Here is a 22,120-nt window from a genome sequence, read left to right as displayed (position 1 = left end):
AAGGCTGGGACGCAATTGAAAGCTTCCCAGCCTTTATCTTATCTATTATTGATAATTCACCATAAAATATTTTTTCTTCCCACGACGAATAATCGTAAATGTATCATCATAACGGTCATCGCTTGATAATGTATACGCTAAGTCTTGTTGACGTTCACCATTAATATAAATCGCACCGTTCGTAATATCTTCACGCGCTTGACGTTTTGAAGAAGAAATTTTTGTTTCCACTAACGCGTCCACTATATTTGTCGTCTCATTGGATAATGTCACTTGAGGGACGTCTTTGAAACCTGCTTTAATCTCTTCCGCTGATAATGATTTCAAGTCACCTTTGAATAAGGCTTGTGAAATACGTTGTGCTTCGGCTAGCGCGTCGTTACCGTGAATGAAACGTGTCACCTCTTCAGCAAGTGTCGTTTGTGCTTTTCTTAAATGGGGTTCTTCTACAACAGATTTTTCTAAAGCTTCAATGTCTGTTTTAGATAAAAATGTAAAGTATTTTAAGAACTTGATCACATCATCGTCACTAGTATTAATCCAAAATTGATAAAATTCGTATGGGCTTGTTTTTTCAGGGTCTAACCAAATCGTACCAGATTCAGATTTCCCGAACTTTTTACCGTCAGCTTTTGTCACTAATGGAATCGTAAACCCATAAACATCCGTCACACCGTACATACGACGCATTAATTCGATACCACTCGTAATGTTACCCCATTGATCTGATCCACCAATTTGAAGTTTACAGTCATGTACGCGATTCAAATGACCAAAGTCGATCGCTTGCAAAATGGTATACGTAAATTCAGTGTATGAAATACCATTTTCAAGACGTGATTGAATTGAATCTTTACCGAGCATGTAATTTACACCGACATGTTTACCGTAATCACGTAAAAATTCGATTAATGAAATTTGGCTCAACCAATCATAGTTGTTAACTAAAATCGGACCATTTTCAACATTGAAATCAAACAGTTGCTCCATTTGCTGTTGAATGCCGCGAACGTTTTTATCAACTTGCGCTTCTGTTTGGAGTACACGCTCTTCAGATTTACCAGACGGATCACCAATCATACCTGTACCGCCACCCACTAACACAATCGGACGATGACCAGCTTCTTGAAAACGACGCAATGTTAAATAAGGTAATAAATGCCCGATATGCAAACTATCAGCAGTTGGATCTGCGCCACAATAAATTTTCACTTCTTCTTTATTTAAAAGTGTTTCTATGCCCTCTTCATCTGTTTGTTGATAAACGAGACCTCTCCAACTTAATTCTTCTAACAATGCATTTGCCATAAAATAACCTCCTTAAAAATAAAAAAACACCACTTACATCGACGTAAGGGCGCAATTTGCACGGTACCACCATACTTGGAACTCTTACAATGATACGTTCATTGCTAACGTTGAAATCTGTAGCTGAGGTGTATTCATAAATATGCGATTATCAGTTCACAGCGACCACTGACTCTCTTAAAATCTACAAATTTATTACTTGTCCTCGATTTCAATGCTTAATGTGATTGCTATTCATTATATAGATTTATAATTTTAAAGTCAATCATCAAATGTCAATCTATTTCTACTCACATTTTTAAATATGATATACTGTTGATAAAAATAAAAGGAGGCTTGTGACTGATGAAGACAAAAGAACAACGTGATTTAACAACGCATACTTCATTCGCTCGCTATGACTTTTACATGCGAAAAACGAAACAATTCATCATCTCGTTCGTTCTTTTCATGCTCATCGGTTTAATTTTTGTGTGCGGCTTATTACTCGGCTATTTTGCAAGTATTGTGTCAGATTCAAAATCACTGAATGATCATGACCTAGTCCAACAAGTCACACGCCTCCCAGAACTTGATAACGACCAACCTGACAACACAGATTACATTGCACTCTATAACGAACAAGAACCGAGCTTAATCGCAGGACCTGCAGAAGTCTCGCCCTATGTGACAAAAGCATTAGTTGCTTCAGAAGACGCTGATTTTTATGTGCATCATGGTGTATTACCAAAAGCGATATTAAGAGCGATGTTCCAAGATATTTTTGATACCCAATTCCCAACAGGTGGCAGTACGATTACACAACAACTGATTAAAAACCAAGTCCTCACAAAAGAACGGACATATGATCGTAAAGCAAAAGAGATTATGTATGCGATGAGAATTGAACACATTTTAACGAAAGATGAAATCATTTATACGTATTTGAATCTTGTGCCTTTTGGACTCGACACGAACGGCCAAAATGTGACAGGAATCACTTCAGCGTCATACGGTTTATTCGGCAAACCTCCTAAAACATTGAACTTAGCTGAATCGGCTTATTTGATAGGATTATTGCAAAGTCCCTACGCCTATACACCATTCAATCATGACGGTTCACTTAAACATGAAGATGACGTCATTTCTTCAATCCATCGTCAACATTACGTTTTGAAGCGGATGTTAGTAGAACAGATGATTTCTAAAGATGCATATGACAAAGCAGTCCATTACGATATTTATACACATTTGTATGATGAATAACCATTAAAGAAAAGGTCTAGGTTGAAATATAACCTAGACCTTTCGTTTGACATTCACTTCATTCACGTTAAGAATTAGAATAATCCTATCGCATGGCCGTCTTCTGTTACGTCCATTTTTAGTGCTGCTGGTTTTTTCGGTAATCCTGGCATTGTCATAATGGCACCTGTTAACGCAACGATAAAGCCCGCACCTGTTTTAGCTTCGAGTTCACGAATCGTAATTTCAAAATCAGATGGTGCACCGAGTTGTGTTTGATCATCCGAGAATGAATATTGCGTTTTTGCCATACATACTGGATAATGATCCCAACCGTTCGCTTTAAACTGCGCCAATTGTTTTTGTGCTTTTGATGTAAACGTAACTTTAGAACCACCGTAAATCTCTTTAACAATTTTTTCGATTTTTTCTTCAAGCGGCATTTCGAGTTCATATAGGCGTTTGAATTGTTTCGGTTCGCGGATGACTTCAAGCACTTTTTCTGCTAAATCCGTCCCCCCCTTACCACCTTTTTCCCATACTTCTGTTAACGATAAACGTACACCATTCTCTTTTGCCCATTGTTGTACGAATTCAAATTCAGCATCCGTATCATGAATAAATGCATTGAGTGCAACAACAGGTTCAACACCGAATTTGCGAATATTTTCAACGTGACGTTCTAAGTTTTTAATCCCTGCTTTAAGTGCAACGACATTTTCTTCTTTTAGCTGATCTTTAGCGACGCCCCCATGCATTTTAAGCGCACGAATCGTTGCAACAATCACGACTGCATCTGGTTCAAAATTGGCTTTACGTGATTTAATATTCAAGAATTTTTCAGCCCCTAAATCAGAACCAAAACCAGCCTCTGTCACGACGATATCTGCCAAATCACGTGCTGTTTCTGTTGCGATAATTGAGTTACAGCCGTGCGCAATGTTCGCAAAAGGTCCACCGTGAATCAATGCAGGTGTCCCTTCGATGGTTTGTACAAGGTTCGGTTTAATCGCATCTTTTAAAATCATAGCTAACGCGCCTTCTACACCTAAATCTTTAACAGTGACAGGTTGACGGTCACGTGTATAACCAATCGTAATTTTCGAAATACTTTCTTTAAGATCTTTGATACCTGTACTTAAACAAAGAATCGCCATAATTTCTGAAGCTACAGTAATATTGAAACCATCTTCTCGAGGGACCCCTTGTGTAGGACCACCAATACCGACGATCACTTGACGCAAAGCACGGTCGTTCATATCTAACACACGTTTCCACTCAATACGACGCTGATCAATACCGAGTTCGTTACCTTGATGAATATGGTTATCTATAAAAGCTGAGAGTGCATTATTCGCTGTTGTAATTGCATGGAAATCACCATTAAAGTGCAAGTTAATATCTTCCATTGGGAGCACTTGTGCGTATCCACCGCCCGTAGCGCCACCTTTAATACCAAACGTTGGTCCAAGTGCTGGCTCACGTAAAGCGACCATCACGTTTTGATTGATGTGTTGGAATGCATCAGCTAAGCCGACTGTCACTGTTGATTTCCCTTCTCCAGCAGGTGTTGGGCTCATCGCTGTCACAAGAACGACTTTCCCTTTTCCATTTTGAGTTTGAATTTTGGAAATATCAATTTTTGCTTTGTAGTGTCCATATTGTTCGAGCGCTTCTTCGGAAATACCTGCTTTTTCAGCAATCTCCTTAATTGGTCTTAATGTTGATTGATTTGCAATTTCTAAATCTGATAAATGACTCACATTATTCAACCCCTTAATCAATTTGAGAAATAATGGCGTTATGTAAACGCATACAAATAAAGTATATCAAGTTCTTTCAATTTTTATCATAACGAACAATGGGGTGATTGTCGAACAAAAACAGGGAGACTTCTTTTTAATTTAACGCTTCTTTCAAACGATCGATTTGCGTCATTATTAAACAACGACATGTGTAACATATAAAGCTACGTTGTATACCGATGACACCTTCTTACGTGATTGGTGATTGCTCTTTTAAAATTTAAAAAGGCCTAGACATCAAAATAGTCCAAGCCCTTTCATAGTTGTTTTGTCTTAATCTTCCATTGTACTTAAATCACCAGTCGGTAAATCGAGCTCCCATGCCTTTAACACACGGCGCATAATTTTACCTGAACGTGTTTTCGGTAATTTATCTTTAAATTCAATTTCTCTCGGTGCAGCATGAGCAGCTAACCCTTCTTTAACAAATTTACGAATATCTTCTTTTAAGTCATCAGAAGGTTCATACCCTTGACGTAATGCGACGAATGCTTTAATGATTTCACCACGCACTGGATCAGGTTTACCAATGACACCCGCTTCTGCCACTGCTTCATGTTCCACTAATTTAGATTCTACTTCAAATGGACCGACACGTTCACCAGCAGTCATAATCACATCATCGACTCGACCTTGGAACCAGAAATAACCATCTTCATCTTGGTAAGCAGAGTCACCAGATACATACCAATCACCAATAAAGTATGATTGATACTTTTCAGGATTTTTCCAAACTTGACGCATCATAGAAGGCCAACCTTTTTTAACCGCTAAGTTACCCATGCGATTCGGTGGTAAAACGTTACCTTCATTATCGATAATTGCCGCTTCAATACCAGGCAGCGGTTTACCCATTGAACCGAGCTTAATATCTTCTGCCAAGTAATTCACAATCATATGTCCCCCAGTTTCAGTCATCCACCACGTATCTAGTACACGTTTACCATAGACCTTTTTCGCCCATTTGATGACTTCTGGATTGAGGGGCTCCCCAACAGATAAAATGCTACGTACAGACGATAAATCATACTTTTCGACTAAGTCATCACCTGCACTCATGAGCATACGTAACGCTGTCGGTGCAGTATACCAAATCGTGACTTTAAAGTCTTCAATCATTGCGTACCAATTCTCTGGTGAAAAACGACCTCCAGCGATACAGTTCGTTACACCGTGCAGCCATGGTGAGAAAATGCCATAAGATGTGCCTGTCACCCAACCTGGGTCAGCAGTACACCAATACACGTCATCTTCTTGAAAATCGAGTACGTATTTACCCGAAATGTAATGCAACAACATTGCTTCTTGAACATGCAATACCCCTTTTGGCTGACCTGTTGAACCAGATGTATAATGTAAAATCAAGCCATCTTCACGGTCTAACCATTCTATATTAAACGCTGTCGATGCGGTTGCCAATGCTTTATTAAAGTCTACATATTTCACATCAACTTCATCATCGACAATAACAATCGTTTCTAAATTTGGCAGTTGCTCTTGGGGAATACGCGATAATAAACTATTTGTCGTAATAATGACTTTCGCATCACTATTTTCCAAACGGTCTTTCACTGCCTTTTCCATAAATGCTTCAAATAAAGGACCTACAATACCGCCCAATTTTAAGATGCCAAAAAATGCAAAATAAAGTTCTGGTGTACGAGGCATAAAAATGAAGACACGATCCCCTTTTTGTACATTCGCCTTATTTTTCAACACATTGGCAGCTTGGTTCGATTTTTCTTGTAAATCTTTAAATGTATAGCTTTCTTTTCGTCGATTATCTTTATAATTTAAAGCAATTTTATCTGCTTTTCCTTCATTGACATGACGATCGATACATTCATATGCCATGTTGATTTTTCCAGTTTCGTTCCAAGAAAATACTTTCTCTACCTCTTTCCAATCAAACTGATCATATGTTGCTTGATAATTAGTTAAATTGAAGTTGCCTTGCTCCCCTTTGTAAACTTCGACTTTCATCACAAGAACCCCCTTGCATTATGTAATCGCTTTCAAAACTAATATCATTATACCCTATACGCGTATTGTTTTCAAAAAATTGTACTTATTCAGAATTTAAGGTGAAATTAAGTAAGCGTTGTCATATAATAACGATAGTGCAATATGTAAGAAAGGAGATGTGCCCATGAAACATATTAAAACCTATGAACATGAAAGCTATACAGTTGATGGTCAAACTTTTATCATTGAAGGCCCAGTTTCTAAAACACAATTACAAACTTATTCTTTTGACGAGGGTCTTGACGCATTTCGAATTCCTATCGAGCAATTTGAGGCGATACAGGATATCAGTACGTTAGATGAGGGGCGCATTTATATCATTCGAAAAGAAAATCACATCATCGGTTACGTGACGTATTTATATCCGGACCCTATGGAGAGGTGGTCTGAAGGTCAACTTCCCTATTTGTTAGAACTCGGTGCGATTGAAATCAGTTTAGCGTATCGTGGATTAGGTTTGGGACGCATGTTGTTAAAAGTAAGCACACGGAGTCCTGAATTAGAAGATTATATTATCATTACGACAGAGTATTATTGGCATTGGGATTTGAAAAACTCAAAATTAGACGTTTTTGAATACAAAAAATTAATGCAGCGGATGATGTCGAATGGTGGCTTAGAAGTATTTGCGACTGACGACCCTGAAATTACAAGTCACCCTGCTAACTGTTTAATGGCACGTATTGGCAAGAACATCACAGTCGACCAAATGGAAGCTTTTGATGATATTAGGTTTATGAATCGTTTCTTTTTCTAAGGGGGGATGTGATATGCCAAATCATTCACAACAAGAAACGGGGTATGTTTATTCTGATGCCTTACTGCGTTATCGCTTCCATAATAAACATCCATTTAATCAAATGCGGGTTAAACTAACGACAGAACTCTTGCTATCGACAGGATATTTATCTGAATCACAAATTATTACACCAAGACAAGCCACTATTGATGAAATTGCGATGGTTCACAAATATGATTACATTCAAGCAGTGATGCGTGGTGAAAAAAATCTACTCACTCCTGATGAACAACAAAAATACGGCTTAGATGATGAAGATACACATGTCTTTTCTCGCATTCATCGGAGTACTGCGACCATTATCGGCGGTGGCTTAAATTTAGTTGATGCCATTATGGAAGGCAAGTTTCGCAATGGCTGTCATTTAGCTGGCGGTTTACACCATGCACATGAAGGACGCGCGAGTGGCTTTTGTGTCTACAATGATGCAGCGATTTATATTAAATATTTAAATGAAAAATATCAACAGCGCGTACTTTATATCGATACAGATGCCCATCACGGTGACGGCGTGCAATGGACGTTCTATGCATCCAACCAAGTAATGAACTATTCCATTCATGAAACAGGTAAATTTTTATTTCCAGGTTCTGGTCATTACACAGAGAGAGGCACAGACCAAGGCTTTGGTTATTCAATCAATGTTCCACTCGAACCGTATACAGAACATGACTCATTTTTAGAAGTTTTTAAAAAGACATTGAATCAAGTCGCTGAATCATTTCAACCTGATTTTATTGTCAGTGTGAATGGTTCAGATATTCATTACTTAGACCCATTAACCCATATGAGTTGTGATCTAAATACACTTTATCAAATTCCTTACATCATTACAGAAGTTGCTGAAAAATATTGTGGTGGCAAGCAAATCATGTTAGGTGGCGGAGGTTACAACATTTGGCGTGTTGTCCCAAGAGCATGGAGCCATATTTACCTTAGCTTAATCCACCAACCTCGACTACATGGTCGCTTACCTGAAGACTGGTTGAACAAATGGCGTCATTATAGCCCAGTTCCTATCCCTGAATATTGGGAAGAACAGTATGATGATTATCAAGACATACCTCGACGTCCAGAAATTGCAAAACAAAATAACCAAGTTGCTGAAAATATATTAAGTTGGTTTTAAAGGGAATAAGTCATTGAAACAACATCACTGACATGGGGGCACTATTTATAACCATGAAAAAAGGCTGAGACAATCATGTTATCTTAGCCTTTTTTCATATTTGTCGTTTAATTCATGATTAACGTGTTGTGCCACGGTATTGAATTTTATGTGGCAAAATTACATTTGGATTCTCGATATCTTCATTGTTCATATATTTTGTTAAGAGACGCATACCTACCGCTCCGATATCATATAAAGGTTGGATAACACTTGATAATTGTGGTCTCACCATTTCAACTAAACGTGTGTTGTTGAAGCTCACCACTTGAATGTCTTTCGGTACTTCCAACCCATGATCTAACGCACCGTGAACAATACCAATGGCTTGTTCGTCACTAATAGATAATACCGCATCTGGTTGATAATGACTTAACTTTTCATATGCACGTAACCCATCTGTATACGTTTCATTACCAACGTATAGTAAATGTTCATCAACCGCGAGCTGATGTTGTTCTAACACTTCTTTAAGGCCTTCATAGACATCCTCTTGAGCCTTTTTAGAATAGCCACCACCAACGAAAGCAAACTTTTTAGAACCGGTTTTAACTAATTGCGCTGTCACTTCTTTACTTGCTTGCACGAAATCAATGTTAACCGATGCAATACCGTCGTCTTTACCATTTGTTCCTGATACGACAACTGGAATAGATGCACGGCTAATTTGTTCTTTAATCTCATCTGTCAGAGTACCACCAAGGAAAATGATACCATCCACTTGTTTACTTAATAAATTGTTAAAGATTTCTTTTTCTTTCTCAGGGTCATCATCTGAATTAGAAATAATTGTATGATATTTATACATCGTCGCAATATCTTCTAATCCTCGTGCTAATTGTGAGTAGTAGATGTTAGAAATATCCGGTATAATCACACCTACTGTCGTTGTTTTTTTACTTGCTAACCCTCTTGCTACAGCATTTGGACGATAGTTTAAACGTTTGATTACTTCATTCACTTTATCTCTTGTTTCGGGTTTCACGTTTTGATTACCATTCACTACACGTGATACCGTCGCCATAGATACTCTTGCTTCTCTCGCCACATCATAAATGGTTACAGTCATAATCGTTCCTCCTAGAAAACGCTTTATTTAGTATTATAATAAGTTTTCATGTCATTTTCAAAGTGTATCATAATTTCAATGATCAAAACATCTAAAACGCTTTCTTGTCATTGATTTGTCAAATTTATATCAAGCTTTATTTTTAGCAAATTCATTTTTTATAACAAAAATAATGATAAATCATGCACTGTGAGGATACGAATGATATCCATATTTGATGGTATGATGTTTGTAAACAGAAGGTCGTACGATTGGAAATCATATCACTGCAATTTTACACATAGAAAAACTTTAATTTAAAGCACTTAATCAAATGTCACGATTTCTTTTATACATATCAATAGACAAATAAAAAGGACAAGCTCCTACGCACATTGTAGGATTTTGCCCTTTTTTCAATCAACCTATTATTTCAATTTTTTCTCATTGTACATATCAGCTAAAGGTTTGATCACATTGTAGAATTCATTGAACTCGTTTAAGTCCATTTGTTGACCACTATCACTTAAAGCAACTGCAGGTTCTGGATGTACTTCTGCCATTACGCCGTCAGCCCCTACTGCAAGTGCTGCTTTCGCTGCTGGTAACATAATGTCTTTGCGACCTGTGCTGTGCGTCACATCAACCATGACTGGTAAATGCGTACCTTGTTTCAAGATTGGCACTGCTGAAATATCTAATGTGTTACGTGTTGCTTTTTCGTATGTTCGAATACCACGTTCACATAAAATAATATTTTGGTTTCCTTCTGATGCAATGTATTCTGCAGCGTATACAAACTCTTCAATCGTTGCAGATAAACCTCGTTTTAATAAAATTGGTTTACGTGTACGACCTGCTTCTTTTAATAATTCGAAGTTTTGCATGTTACGCGCACCAATTTGGAAAACATCCAAGTATTGATCAGCAAGCTCAAAATCGTTTGGATGAACAATTTCACTGACAACATTAAGGTCATATTTATCTTTCATTTGTTTAAGTATTTTTAATCCTTCTTCACCGAGGCCCTGGAAGTCATACGGTGATGTACGCGGTTTGAATGCGCCGCCACGGATAAATTTTTCGCCTTTCGCTTTCAAGTCTTTAGCCACTGCATCGATTTGGTCATAAGATTCAACCGAACATGGACCGAAGACAAACGATTTTTGGCCTTCACCAATAATACCACCATTATCAAAATGTACAATCGTATCCTCAGGTTTTAACTTACGTGAGACATACAAATGTTTTTCATTATCTGATTTTTGTAAATCTGTTGAGGCTTTAAAAATTTCTTTAAACAGTTGTTTAATTACATTATCATTAAATGGGCCCTGGTTTTTATCAATCAGCGTGTTGAGCATTTCTTTTTCACGTTGAGGATCATAAATTACAGTGCTTTGTTTGCGTTTTTCCTCACCGATTTTTTGTGCTAACTCGCCTCGTTTTGATAATAAGTCCAAAATTTGATCATTAATGTCTTCAATCTGTTTTCTGTACGTTTCTAATTTACTTGTCATCATTTTTCACCCCAACCATTTTTCTAACTTGCTTTAAAGCAGTAAAATTTAAAAGTAGATATTGAGTATACTAACAATAATATGTAGCATTTTCAACCTTTTACGCTTAATTTGGTTAAAATATTTTTCTAGTATGTTATAAAATGTAAAGTATCCATTGTCATATGTCAATGAACAGAAACTTTGTTGTTTAATTCTCATATTATGTATTTTGAAAATTAAGATAACTAAAAATAGTAAAAAGTTGAGCTTATGAGATCATATATCGCTCACAAGCTCAATGAGATATTAAGTTATCATTTTATCATACACTTCATGATTAATCGTTAAATGTATGCTTTTCTACTTTTTGATTTGTTTTTTTAGCTTTTTCCGTTACTTTTTTACTACCATTTGTTTTCTTAGATGACGTTGCTTTTTTGGCAGTTGAAGTGCTGTTTGATTTTGACGTTGAAGCCGATGCTTTAGTTTTGCCAACTGTTGGTTGTTCGTTTGCAATTTTTGTAGCACCTTGTTGTGACGTAGTTTTTTCTGTTGTCGCACCTTGACGATCGTGTGTAATTACACCGTTCTCAAATGTCGCTTGACTGTGGGAATTTTTTGGTACTGCTGCAGTTGGGTCTGCTTTTACAGCGTCGACTGTTTTTCCTTGATCGTTCACTTGTGCATTCGTACTTTGACCTTTGTCTTGTAAACGGTCCGAATCGACTTCACTACGAATGGCGCGCTGTTGAGCTTTTACTGTACTGTCTTGAGTTGACTGCGCTTCAGATTCACCTTTATCATTCACTTTTACATTTGCATCTTTGCCACGTACAGACGTATCTTGCAAACGGTCTGAATCCACTTCGCTTTGAATCGCACGTTGTTGTGCAGCTACTGTACTATTTTCTGTTGATGGCGTTGATAACGCTGATACTTCAGTCTCTTGTTGCTTTTGAGATTGTCTTTGATTTGCAGCTTGAGCCAAACCTGTTGCCGTTACAGCTTCTGTCGTTGATGTCGCAACTGTTGTTTCTGAAGTCGATGGTTCACGTGGTGTTTGACCTTCTAATCGATCTGAGTCCACTTCATTACGAATGGCACGTTGTTGTGCTGACAATTCATCAGCTGTCGCTTCGCCCGTTGATGTTTTTGATTCTTCTCTAACACGGCGCGCTTGTGCTTTTAATGCTTCTGCTTTACGGATTGCTTCTTCCTTAAGTGCAGAAGATGGCTCAGCATTTACTGTTTGTTGTGAACTTTTACGTCGTTGTTGTGCAGAACCTGGTTTTAAAATTAATCCTAGTGCACTTCCTAAAACAGCGCCAGCAACAAAGCCAAATACAAAGTCTAAAGGCTTATATCCTGGTTCGTACTGGGGAACTTCATAGCTTTCTAAACCTTTCGTATATAAATCACGGTTATATTTTTCCATCTTCTATTTGCGCCTCCTATAATAAATGCACTTAAATCAAGTATGAAAACTCATTTAAGTGCATTCTGTTTAAAGCTTATTTAACATGACAACACTTATTTTGAATCTGTGTCATTCAATGTTGTGTATTTTGTGTTTACATCACTCGGATTTGTTGCGAAATCGTTAATGTTTTTGTTTTCATATTGGTTGTTTACTAATTCTTCATTAGATAAAGATTGACCATTACGACTTGCATCAGCTGCTACGTTGTTCGTTTTGTATGCTGCACTACCGCGACGGCTTTTTCTATTTTGCCATTTGTCAGCGATTTCCATTGCAACGTTTGACCATTGAACAACTTGTGAAATTTTGTCTTCATTTTGAGAAATGTTATGCGTGATTGAGTGTGTTACTCGATCAACAGAACCATTTAATGTTTGTACTGAATCACCAATACCTTTAACCGCATCTACAACAGAGTTTAAGCGATTGGCTTTGTCTTGAACGTCTTCAGTTAAACGATTCGCTTTGTGTAACAAGTCTGTTGACTCACGTGTAATCCCTTGAATCTGACCTTCCACACCATCAAGTGTTTTAGCCACATGATCCAAGTTCTTTTTAACAGAAACCAATACAGCAACGATACCGATTGCTAAAATAAGAAAAGCAATTGCTGCGATGATTCCCGCGATAGGTAAAATCCATTCCATTCCTAAACGCCTCCTAATTGACTTAAAATAATATGCTATTTATTTTAATTAAATACCCAACCTATGCGAACTCAAACATTAAAACTGCTGTTCAACACCAATTTTTTCCATGTATGCTTTAAGAATTTTTTGAATATCTCCCGCACCCATGAATAAAAGTACAGCATTGTCATGTTTTTGCAGTTGTTCCACACTATTTTCATCAATCAAATGCGCGCCATCGACTAATTTTAATAAATCATTAATAGACAACTCGCCTTGATTTTCACGAATTGAACCAAATATATCACAGAGATACGTTTGATCAGCAAGGTTTAACACATCTGCAAACTCTTGTAAAAATGCTTTCGTTCTTGAGAAAGTATGTGGTTGGAAAATAGCCACTACTTCTTTATTTGGATATTTTTTTCTAGCTGTTTCAATTGTAGCACTAATTTCTCTCGGATGGTGTGCATAATCATCAACCAACACTTGATTTTGAGCAAATGTTTCATTAAAGCGACGTTTCACGCCACCAAAAGTGATTAATGCTTCTTTAATGTTATCAAGATTTAAGTTTTCAAGATAACTAATCGTTAATACCGCTAATGCATTCAAAATATTGTGATCCCCATATTGCGGTGAAACAAAATGGCCATAGAATTCACCTTTAACATAAACATCAAATTCTGTACCGCTACCTGTCACTTCAATATTTTGTGCATAAACATCCATCGACGTATCGAAACCATAGTAATAGACTGGAATATCTACTTCAATATTTTTAACGTATGGATCATCGCCCCATGCAATAATCGCTTTTTTAACATTTTTCGCCATACCTTGGAATGCATTGATGACATCATCTACATCTTTAAAGTAGTCTGGATGGTCGAAATCAATGTTCGTAATGATGGCATAATCCGGTGAATAGCTTAAAAAGTGACGTCGATACTCACACGCTTCAAATGCAAAATATTCACTTTGCGGCAAGCCCATGCCAGTCCCATCGCCAATTAAAAAGGATGTCTTTTTATCCCCATTCATGACATGAGAAAGTAGCCCCGTTGTAGATGTTTTACCGTGAGCACCTGTCACTGCCACAGAAACATATTCATTAATCACTTCACTTAAAAAGTCATGATAGCGAATAACTTTTAATCCGAGTTCATGTGCGCGAGCGATTTCTTCATGGGTATCTTTAAAGGCATTACCTTGAATGATCGTTAGCCCTTCTTTAATATTATCCGCATCAAAAGGTAAAATTTGAATGCCTTTATTTTTTAATGCAATTTCAGTAAAAACGTACTGATCGATGTCTGATCCTTGGACCTCATAACCAAGATCATAAATAATCTGTGCTAATGAGCTCATACCAGCACCTTTAATACCAACAAAATGGTATCGTGTCATTGTGTCATCGCTCCTTTCTCTATTTCCATTAAAGCTCACTTAATTCCGACTCTGTCAAATAAACATCACGTGGTTTAGAACCATTTGCCCCTGAGATATAACCCAATTGTTCAAGTTGATCAATAATGCGTGCTGCACGGTTATAACCGATTTGGAAATGGCGTTGAATTAATGACGTTGAAATGTGCTGTTCTCTCACCATAAATTGGCACACTTCATCAAAGAGTTCATCTCTGCTCGGTGCATCATTTTTTTCTAACAACTCTTTTTCTTGGAATAAGTATTCTGGCTCGCGTTGCGCACGTATGAATTCTACAACTTGATCAATTTCTTCATCTGATACAAACGTGCCTTGTACCCTAATCGGTTTGTTCATACCACTTCCTAAATACAGCATATCGCCATAACCAAGTAAACGTTCAGCACCGCCACTATCTAGTATTGTTCTAGAGTCCACACTAGATGATACCATAAATGCAATACGAGTTGGAATATTTGCTTTAATTAATCCTGTGATGACGTTCACTGATGGACGTTGAGTCGCAACTAGCATATGAATCCCACAAGCACGTGCCTTTTGAGCTAATCGCGCAATAGATTGTTCGACATCTTGCGGTGCCATCATCATCAGGTCAGCCAATTCATCAATCACGATGACAATTTTTGGAATACGTTGATCATAATTTACTTTGTTATTAAATGCAGAAATGTTACGAACGTGATGATGTGCAAACAATTTAAAACGACGTTCCATTTCATCGACAGCCCATTTCAAACTTTGAGTTGCAGCTTTCACATCAGTAATGACAGGCGCAACCAAATGTGGCAAGCCATTATACGGTGCAAGCTCTACCATTTTAGGGTCAATAAGTAACAGTCTCAGCTCTTCTGGATGATTGCGATACAATAAGGAAATTAAAATACTGTTTATCGATACAGATTTTCCTGAACCTGTCGCACCTGCAATTAAGGCATGCGGTGTTTTTGCAATATCCATCAACAATGGTTCATTATTAATACGATTCCCCATCGCCACTGTCAGTTTAGATTCTGCATTTTTGAACGCCGGATGACTTAAAATAGAACTAATATTCACTTTTGTGGTATGTGGATTTGGCACTTCAATTCCGACTAAACTTGTACCTGGAATCGGTGCTTCTATACGAATATCTTTTGCTGCCAGTGCCATCTTAATATCGTCTTGCAATGCAGTAATGCGCGAAACTTTGACGCCACGTTCCACCGACAATTCAAAACGCGTCACACTTGGTCCTTCGACAACATTTACGACTTCTGCAGGTACATTAAAGTAGTAAAATGCGTTGTTCAACTCTTCTTTTTTCTCAGCAATCCAATTTTCATCTTGTTCTTGTTCTTCAGGTGCTTCGAGCAAATCAAGGCTCGGTAACTTCAAGTTTGGACCACGGCGAATCGTTTTCACCTCTTGTTGTGACTGGGGCTGCTGACTGTCTCTCGTGTGCGTTTCGTTATGTACATGTTGCGTTGTCAATTGAGATGATGGTTGTTGTTCAACTGGTTGTACAGGACGCACTGGTTGCTCAGTTGCTTCCTCTTTTTTCGCCTGTTGTTGACGTGACATCAGTCTCTTTTTATCTGAAGGTGTCATGACGACGTTAAACGGTTTGCTACCTTTTCGAATCGGTACTTTATACGGCTTCGGTTGTTCAGTCTGTTGGGATACTTCAGTCGCCTCAGACAGTTGTTCCGCTGTTACCGTATCATTCTGTTGTGGCGTCACCTTTTCAACAGACTTCTCAAGCGCTTCATTAGATTGTACAAGTTCTGGCTTCAACTCAGGTTCAAGTTTCGGCATGGAGCCAACCTGTTGTCCTTGTTGTTCGTTTACGTCCTCATCTTCTATGTCTACATCTACTGAGTCGCTTTCAATTTCACTGTCAATACGTTCACCATCCGTTTCATCAGTGATTATATCATCAAGTGCGTTATCATCATCAACTTCAACGACTTCAAACTCAATATCCGAAGCGTCAGTTTCAACTTTGTTCGCTGTGGTTTCATCCGATGTTGTTGTGTGCGCATGAGTATCTCGATGTTGTTGTGCATCTTCCACTTGAGATATACCCGATTCATCTTCAAACGACAGCGCTTCAATATCTAATTCATTTTCAGCAATCTCTTCATTCGTTGACGAGTCACTCTCATCATGATTTTCTGACTCAACTTCCGATAAATCTACCTCTTCATATTCGAAGTTAGACGTCAATGTAGTGGCATCCTTATTTTGTTCAGTTGTTGCATCTACTGTCTCTTCGTTGAGTAAATCCTCAGAGATGGTTTCATCAGTCGATTCAGTATACTGGTCACCTAACAATTGACGTGCTTGTGCAGAATACATTTCATCAATCGCTTTTTGAATATCGGGATTTGCATGTTGTTCATAAGATTCCCGTTTCTTTTTAAGCGCCTCTTTGAAGTTTTTCTTCTGCAACATTTTCTTTTCACGTTCTCGACGTATCTCTTCTACAATTTGAGAAGCATAAATATTTTCGATATGAATTGTGTTATGACGGCGTGTTGGTGATTTTGATGTCCCAGAACGTTCAGTTGTTCGGTTTTGTCTCGTTGTTGTTGACTCTGCTTGTTGTGTTGCTTCTTGGACTACACGTTCATTCTTTTGCAACTGAGGCATAGCTTTACGTGCTCCAGGTGGTTGATTCAATCCACTGTTTTCAATTTTTTTTGGTTGTTTCGTACCAAAAATAGCTGACGGTACTTCACTCGCTTGGAATGGTTTTTGATGATAATTCGGCTTAGCAACAATATCATCACGATGACGTTTTGTTTTTTTTGAATGTTGTGAAGATTGTGCAGCGAATGTATAGTCGTTCTGATGAGAATTACTATGCGTTGAATTTGAACCACGTGTTTGCTGTTGTTCATAGCAACGCGCTTGTTGTACACCACGATGTCGACGATGTTGACGATCAACAGTAAAGGAAGGACGTCGCTCGTGTAGTTGTGTATGCATGGTCACATCTTGTGTTTGCGTCGTGTCTGCTTGTTGATGGTGACGTTCAACCACTTCGTCATGCATCTCAATCGGAAAACGAAACTTCCCACGAGGGCGTTGATAAACATCTTGACTTTGTTGAACGAAAGACGCATGTTTTTCTTCGCGCGTTGCTTCACTTTTTCTTCTTCGTGTTGAACGTTGTGACGATTGGTCTTTATCATTCTCACCAAATAATTGATCAAACCAGCTCATTTAATTTCACAACCTTCCTCTATTCATCAAAAAATGGTTGACCTACTTGATAATGAGCATCTAATACCATAATGCCTTTCTCTTGTGGTGCATTCGGTAAATTCAACTCTTTCATTGAACATACCATTCCACTTGAAGGTACACCTCTTAATTCAGCATCTTTAATGATCATTCCACTTGGCATTACCGCACCTACTTTTGCGACAACGACCTTTTGACCTTGATCAATATTAGGTGCACCACAAACAATTTGTAATGTTTCAGTACCAACATCTACTTGAACAATGCTTAATTTGTCAGCATTCGGGTGTTTTTCTTTCGATTGAACATAACCTACTACAAATTTTGGTGACAAGTCTACCTCAATTTGATAATCAAGGTCCGTATGATCAATCATCTTTTGAATTTCTGTAAGCAACGTCTCCGTCAATTTAATATGCCCGATGCCCTCAATATTCAAATGATTTGTCGCTTCAAATAAATTAAAACCTACAATTTTTTGATTGTCTTTAATAGCGACGACATCACCGTGACGTTCATATTCAAATGGCCCTTCACCTTGTTCAAGTTGTAAAAATGCCACATTTCCTACACCAGTTGGATTAAAAAACAAATTCATCTTCATTACTCCTCATTGTTATTGTTAATATCTTTCGTTGCTCGTAGATGATGAACAACGTTAGGATTTTCATTCGGTTTTTGTTTATTATTTTTACCTAAAATAAATATCGGTTCAAAATGACCGTTCTCATAGGCAAAAGAAAGTGATGTAATTGGTACAAGCCCTTTTGCGAAAAAATCCATCGTCATGTGTGCCATAATATCGTAACCTGTTTTATTACGAATATCTGCAATCAGCAACACATCTTGATGAGGAACCGCAACAAGCATTTCCCCTTCACACCGTTCTTCAAATTCAGCTAATAATTTTGCATTCATAATTCGACTTGCATCATAGCCATCATTTTTATTAATAAAATAAAAAATGTTCCCTTTGACCTCATCAGTCGTAAATGAATTGTTTAATTTTCTAACATTAAACATCGCCATTTCTTTAAGTTGTTGCTGGGACAAATTTAAAGACTGCATTAAATCTTCATCAATCAAACGATATGACTTTCCGAGATCGAGTGCATAATACACGCGTGTTTCAGCGGTATGAGGTTCAGTAATAAATGCCTTCCCTTCTTTCGTCTGTTGATCAAAACTTGTCGCACGAATCACAGGCATGACACGAATTTCATCTAATGTTTTATGTGATTCATCTTTCATTTGTTGAATCGTTTCTTCTACATAATAAATAATCTCATCAACAATCTTTTCCTGTCCTTTATTATATTTGGCAACAACTGGAGAAAGTTTAACAGTGATCCCTTTATGATTATCTTGTCGATAAATTCTTAATGATTCTTCGTCGCGATTAAATTGATAATCCACTTCTAAATGTGTTAATCGCGATTTGATTAAGTCTCTCATTTTAAAGACATTCATGTTTTCACTCCTAATTACACGCCTTATATTAGTTTACAATAAATATACCCTTAGGACTAGAAAAAAACCATGTCCTAAGGGTTAAAATCTCATTAAAATTGACTGAGAAATGTGTCAATCTGTTCAATTGTTTTTCTTTCTTTACCAATGTATGAACCGACTTGTTGTCCATTTTGATATACGAGGAAGCTTGGAATGCCCATAATATCATGTTCAATCGCTAAATCGATAAATTCATCGCGGTCGACTTTCACGAATTTAAACTGTGCATATTTCTCTTCTAACTCTGGTAATCCTGGTTCAATGACACGACAGTCACCACACCAATTTGCGCTAAATAAAAATACAGTATTGTCGTTAGCAAAGTCTTTAAATTGTTGTTCGCTTTCTAATTGAATCATCTTCGTCACTCCTATTGGTATTGTAATTGTTCTATCGTTTCAAGATTTAATGTTTGAATCGATGCCGTTAACCACGTTTTTGCAGCTTGATAATCTCGAATATCAAATACGGCATCCGTACTGTGAATATAGCGTGCACATACACCGATAACAGCTGTAGGGACACCGATATTCGCTTTATGAATTGCACCACCATCAGTACCGCCGGGTGAAATGTAATGTTGATACATAACATCATGACGTAACGCAACATCTTGTAAAAATGTTTTAAATGCCGGTTTTAACAACATCGTTCCATCTTTAATACGTAATAATGCTCCTTCTCCGAGCACACCGGATAAACCTTGTCGACCTTTCATGTCATTTGCAGGGGAGCAGTCCACAACGAATGCTACATCCGGATCCACTAAACGTGCTGCCACTTCTGCACCACGGAGACCAACTTCTTCCTGAACATTCGCACCGACGTACAAATCAAAGTCTAGTGTCACATCTTTTAACTGTTCTAACAATTCTAACGCAATGACGCAACCATAACGATTATCCCAAGCCTTCGCAGCATAGCGATATTCGGACAATTGCAATAGTTCTGTATAAGGTACGATCGCATCTCCAATTTGAATACCTCTGTTATATACAGCGTCAGCATCACTTTCTCCGATATCCAAGAGCAAGTCTTCAATACGTGGCGCTTGTTCCTGACCACTTCTAAAATGTTTTGGGATATTCGCAACAACACCAATAATTTCTTCACCTTGTTGCGTCATAATTTTCAAGCGTTGACCTTGCCAAATATCGTTTGCAACGCCTCCAAGTGCAGTAAATTTAATAAAGCCTTGTGGTGTCACCTCAGTAATCATAAAGCCGATTTCGTCCATATGTGCCGCCACCATGACACGTTTTGCATTCGGTTTACCACTTCTTTTTACACCATAAAAACCACCCATACGATCATCTACAAACGTATCTACGTAAGGTGCCATCATTTTTTTCATATACTCACGGACATGCTGTTCAAAGTTAGGAGCACCATGCATTTCCGTTAATGTTTTGATTTTATCTATTGTATGATTCGACATGACACACACTCCTCTGAATTTTTATTCTCTTTACTTAGTATATCATCTTTATTGTGGTAAACTATAATTAAGTCTTCAATAAGGAGATGTAGAAAATGATATCGAAAAAAAACTGGCCTTTATTGATTCCCATTTTAATCCTTAGCCTTTTAGCAGGAAGTTATTTTTACGCGCTGAATATGAACAAGCAAAAATACATATCAGCAGATAAAGTCATCCAATCTGTGAAGGGCTATTTCAGACATGTCACAGGCTCTTATATTTTGTATGAACCAACGACATATCGTAAATTCGGTATTGAATATGAGGTTTATAAAGGCGGCATCACTGCTGAGCGACACGGAAAAACATTTAACTATGAATTTATTGCAGATGCATATAATGGCCAAATCATTGATATTATAGAAATCTAACGTTGCTCATCTCAAAGGTGAACCAGCATAGTCACATTTATTGTGGTATGTTGGTTCACTTTCTTTTTAATCAACATGCTCACGTAAAATTGACGCTTCGACACTTTTTAAGTCTTTGCTCAATTTCGCCGCAAAATGTTGAACATCATGATAAAACAGAAACCAATATTGATGTGCGACATAGTAACGTGTGAGTCGCTCTTTTTCACGAATAGATTGCATAGGATAATCATCGTAAGCAGAGACCCATAATGGATTGCGATGTGCAGTCGTACTTAAAATATCCGCCATATGCACAGCTTTTTCACCTTCACTTTCTATCTCGATGACAGCATGACCAAAACTATGACCACCGGTATGTTTCATTTTAATTCCCGGATAAGGCTCAATAGTATCTTCAAATAAAATCAAATTCGCTTCATAGGTTCCTCTATTTATAGGCCAATACGTCGCTTGACTTCTAATATTAGGTGCAATAAATTCATACCATTCATCTTGTTGAACATAGTGCCACGCATTAGGAAATTGCGCTTGACCGTTCGCATCTGTTAACCCTGTCGCATGATCAAAATGCATATGCGTCATTAACACAATATCGATATCCTCACATGTTAGTGAGAATTGTGCGAGTGATGCATCAATATCCGATTCATAGCGTACACCATAATTACGCAACTGCTTCTCGGTTAATTTTCCTTTACCAATCCCAGTGTCTATTAAAATATTTTTATCTTCAGTTCGAATCAGTATGGGGGAAGTCGTTAATGGGACTTGGTTCTTATCATTCACTGGATATTCACGTTCCCATAATGGTTTAGGAACGACACCAAAAATCGCCCCACCGTCCATCTGTGTGAATCCTCCGTTTAGTGGATCAATTTGTAACTTGCCTAATTGCATATCGAACACCTCAATTTCATTTTACGCATTTCCATTATCAACGAAAGCATAGTCCGGTTTCAACTCTCAACACTCGTGAGGTTGGGACATAGAAACGTTTGAGTTTCAATCTATTCATAGATTTATGATTCATTAGTAATTTTAAAGTAGATGGAAAATGTCAGAAAATGAGATACAAAAAATTGCATCAA

18 protein-coding genes are annotated in these 22,120 nt (G+C 37.6%); 4 read left to right on the top strand and 14 right to left on the bottom strand.

Annotation, left to right across the window (positions count from 1 at the left end; translation table 11 throughout):
• Positions 1–45: 45 nt before the first annotated feature.
• Entirely contained in the window at positions 46–1,308 is a 1,263-nt protein-coding gene (tyrS, locus tag P3U61_RS05150; protein ID WP_014613638.1) for a tyrosine--tRNA ligase, read from the bottom strand.
• Between the two features lie 345 nt (positions 1,309–1,653).
• Here tyrS and P3U61_RS05145 point away from each other — a divergent pair, with 345 nt between their 5' ends.
• The gene (locus P3U61_RS05145) at positions 1,654–2,553 is read left to right on the top strand and encodes a biosynthetic peptidoglycan transglycosylase (RefSeq protein ID WP_100006687.1); all 900 of its coding nucleotides are present in this window, start codon (positions 1,654–1,656) and stop codon (positions 2,551–2,553) included.
• A gap of 74 nt (positions 2,554–2,627) precedes the next feature.
• Here the strand turns inward: P3U61_RS05145 and P3U61_RS05140 are convergent, their stop codons facing one another.
• Complete coding sequence (locus P3U61_RS05140) at positions 2,628–4,295, bottom strand: formate--tetrahydrofolate ligase (RefSeq protein ID WP_015729324.1); 1,668 nt, start codon at positions 4,293–4,295, stop codon at positions 2,628–2,630.
• Between the two features lie 315 nt (positions 4,296–4,610).
• Positions 4,611–6,320 carry an acetate--CoA ligase gene (acsA, locus tag P3U61_RS05135; protein WP_014613635.1) on the bottom strand — a complete coding sequence of 570 codons (1,710 nt, stop codon included), beginning with the start codon at positions 6,318–6,320 and terminating at the stop codon, positions 4,611–4,613.
• A gap of 166 nt (positions 6,321–6,486) precedes the next feature.
• Here acsA and P3U61_RS05130 point away from each other — a divergent pair, with 166 nt between their 5' ends.
• Together P3U61_RS05130 and P3U61_RS05125 are read left to right on the top strand one after the other, a co-directional pair.
• Positions 6,487–7,119, top strand: a complete 633-nt coding sequence (locus P3U61_RS05130) for a GNAT family N-acetyltransferase (RefSeq protein ID WP_015729326.1) — start codon at positions 6,487–6,489, stop codon at positions 7,117–7,119.
• A 13-nt stretch (positions 7,120–7,132) separates the two neighbouring features.
• Positions 7,133–8,290: an acetoin utilization protein AcuC gene (locus P3U61_RS05125; RefSeq protein ID WP_014613633.1), complete on the top strand. Its 1,158-nt coding sequence runs from the start codon at positions 7,133–7,135 to the stop codon at positions 8,288–8,290.
• Between the two features lie 118 nt (positions 8,291–8,408).
• Here the strand turns inward: P3U61_RS05125 and ccpA are convergent, their stop codons facing one another.
• The 10 genes from ccpA to P3U61_RS05075 all read right to left on the bottom strand — a co-directional run bounded on the left by ccpA (position 8,409) and on the right by P3U61_RS05075 (position 20,616).
• Positions 8,409–9,398 carry a catabolite control protein A gene (gene ccpA, locus P3U61_RS05120; RefSeq protein WP_014613632.1) on the bottom strand — a complete coding sequence of 330 codons (990 nt, stop codon included), beginning with the start codon at positions 9,396–9,398 and terminating at the stop codon, positions 8,409–8,411.
• Positions 9,399–9,805: 407 nt separating this feature from the next.
• Complete coding sequence (locus P3U61_RS05115; protein ID WP_014613631.1) at positions 9,806–10,897, bottom strand: bifunctional 3-deoxy-7-phosphoheptulonate synthase/chorismate mutase; 1,092 nt, start codon at positions 10,895–10,897, stop codon at positions 9,806–9,808.
• 319 nt (positions 10,898–11,216) lie between these two features.
• Positions 11,217–12,314 carry a hypothetical protein gene (locus P3U61_RS05110; RefSeq protein ID WP_199613466.1) on the bottom strand — a complete coding sequence of 366 codons (1,098 nt, stop codon included), beginning with the start codon at positions 12,312–12,314 and terminating at the stop codon, positions 11,217–11,219.
• A gap of 95 nt (positions 12,315–12,409) precedes the next feature.
• Positions 12,410–13,006, bottom strand: a complete 597-nt coding sequence (locus P3U61_RS05105) for a DUF948 domain-containing protein (protein WP_096536537.1) — start codon at positions 13,004–13,006, stop codon at positions 12,410–12,412.
• Positions 13,007–13,084: 78 nt separating this feature from the next.
• Positions 13,085–14,398: a UDP-N-acetylmuramate--L-alanine ligase gene (gene murC, locus P3U61_RS05100; RefSeq protein WP_014613628.1), complete on the bottom strand. Its 1,314-nt coding sequence runs from the start codon at positions 14,396–14,398 to the stop codon at positions 13,085–13,087.
• A gap of 28 nt (positions 14,399–14,426) precedes the next feature.
• Complete coding sequence (locus P3U61_RS05095; protein ID WP_114281595.1) at positions 14,427–17,645, bottom strand: DNA translocase FtsK; 3,219 nt, start codon at positions 17,643–17,645, stop codon at positions 14,427–14,429.
• Between the two features lie 19 nt (positions 17,646–17,664).
• The gene (ytpR, locus tag P3U61_RS05090) at positions 17,665–18,264 is read right to left on the bottom strand and encodes a YtpR family tRNA-binding protein (protein ID WP_020219650.1); all 600 of its coding nucleotides are present in this window, start codon (positions 18,262–18,264) and stop codon (positions 17,665–17,667) included.
• 5 nt (positions 18,265–18,269) lie between these two features.
• The gene (locus P3U61_RS05085; protein ID WP_014613625.1) at positions 18,270–19,136 is read right to left on the bottom strand and encodes a DUF1444 domain-containing protein; all 867 of its coding nucleotides are present in this window, start codon (positions 19,134–19,136) and stop codon (positions 18,270–18,272) included.
• Positions 19,137–19,228: 92 nt separating this feature from the next.
• Positions 19,229–19,537 (bottom strand): thioredoxin family protein, encoded by a 309-nt coding sequence (locus P3U61_RS05080; RefSeq protein WP_014613624.1) that lies wholly within the window; start codon positions 19,535–19,537, stop codon positions 19,229–19,231.
• A gap of 11 nt (positions 19,538–19,548) precedes the next feature.
• Positions 19,549–20,616, bottom strand: coding sequence for a M42 family metallopeptidase (locus P3U61_RS05075; RefSeq protein WP_070407624.1), 1,068 nt, complete (start codon positions 20,614–20,616; stop codon positions 19,549–19,551).
• A gap of 95 nt (positions 20,617–20,711) precedes the next feature.
• On the opposite strand from P3U61_RS05075, the gene P3U61_RS05070 reads away from it, so the two are divergent.
• A complete protein-coding gene (locus P3U61_RS05070; protein WP_014613622.1) occupies positions 20,712–21,029 on the top strand; it encodes a hypothetical protein in 318 nt (105 codons plus the stop codon).
• Between the two features lie 66 nt (positions 21,030–21,095).
• Here P3U61_RS05070 and P3U61_RS05065 read toward each other — a convergent pair whose 3' ends face one another.
• Entirely contained in the window at positions 21,096–21,929 is an 834-nt protein-coding gene (locus P3U61_RS05065) for a YtnP family quorum-quenching lactonase (RefSeq protein WP_014613621.1), read from the bottom strand.
• Positions 21,930–22,120 lie beyond the last annotated feature (191 nt).

Origin of the sequence: Staphylococcus pseudintermedius (assembly GCF_034042775.1) — a bacterium.
Classification (GTDB): domain Bacteria; phylum Bacillota; class Bacilli; order Staphylococcales; family Staphylococcaceae; genus Staphylococcus; species Staphylococcus pseudintermedius.
The sequence above is the reverse complement of the archived record's forward strand: the minus strand, read 5'-3'. Positions and strand labels throughout refer to the sequence as shown.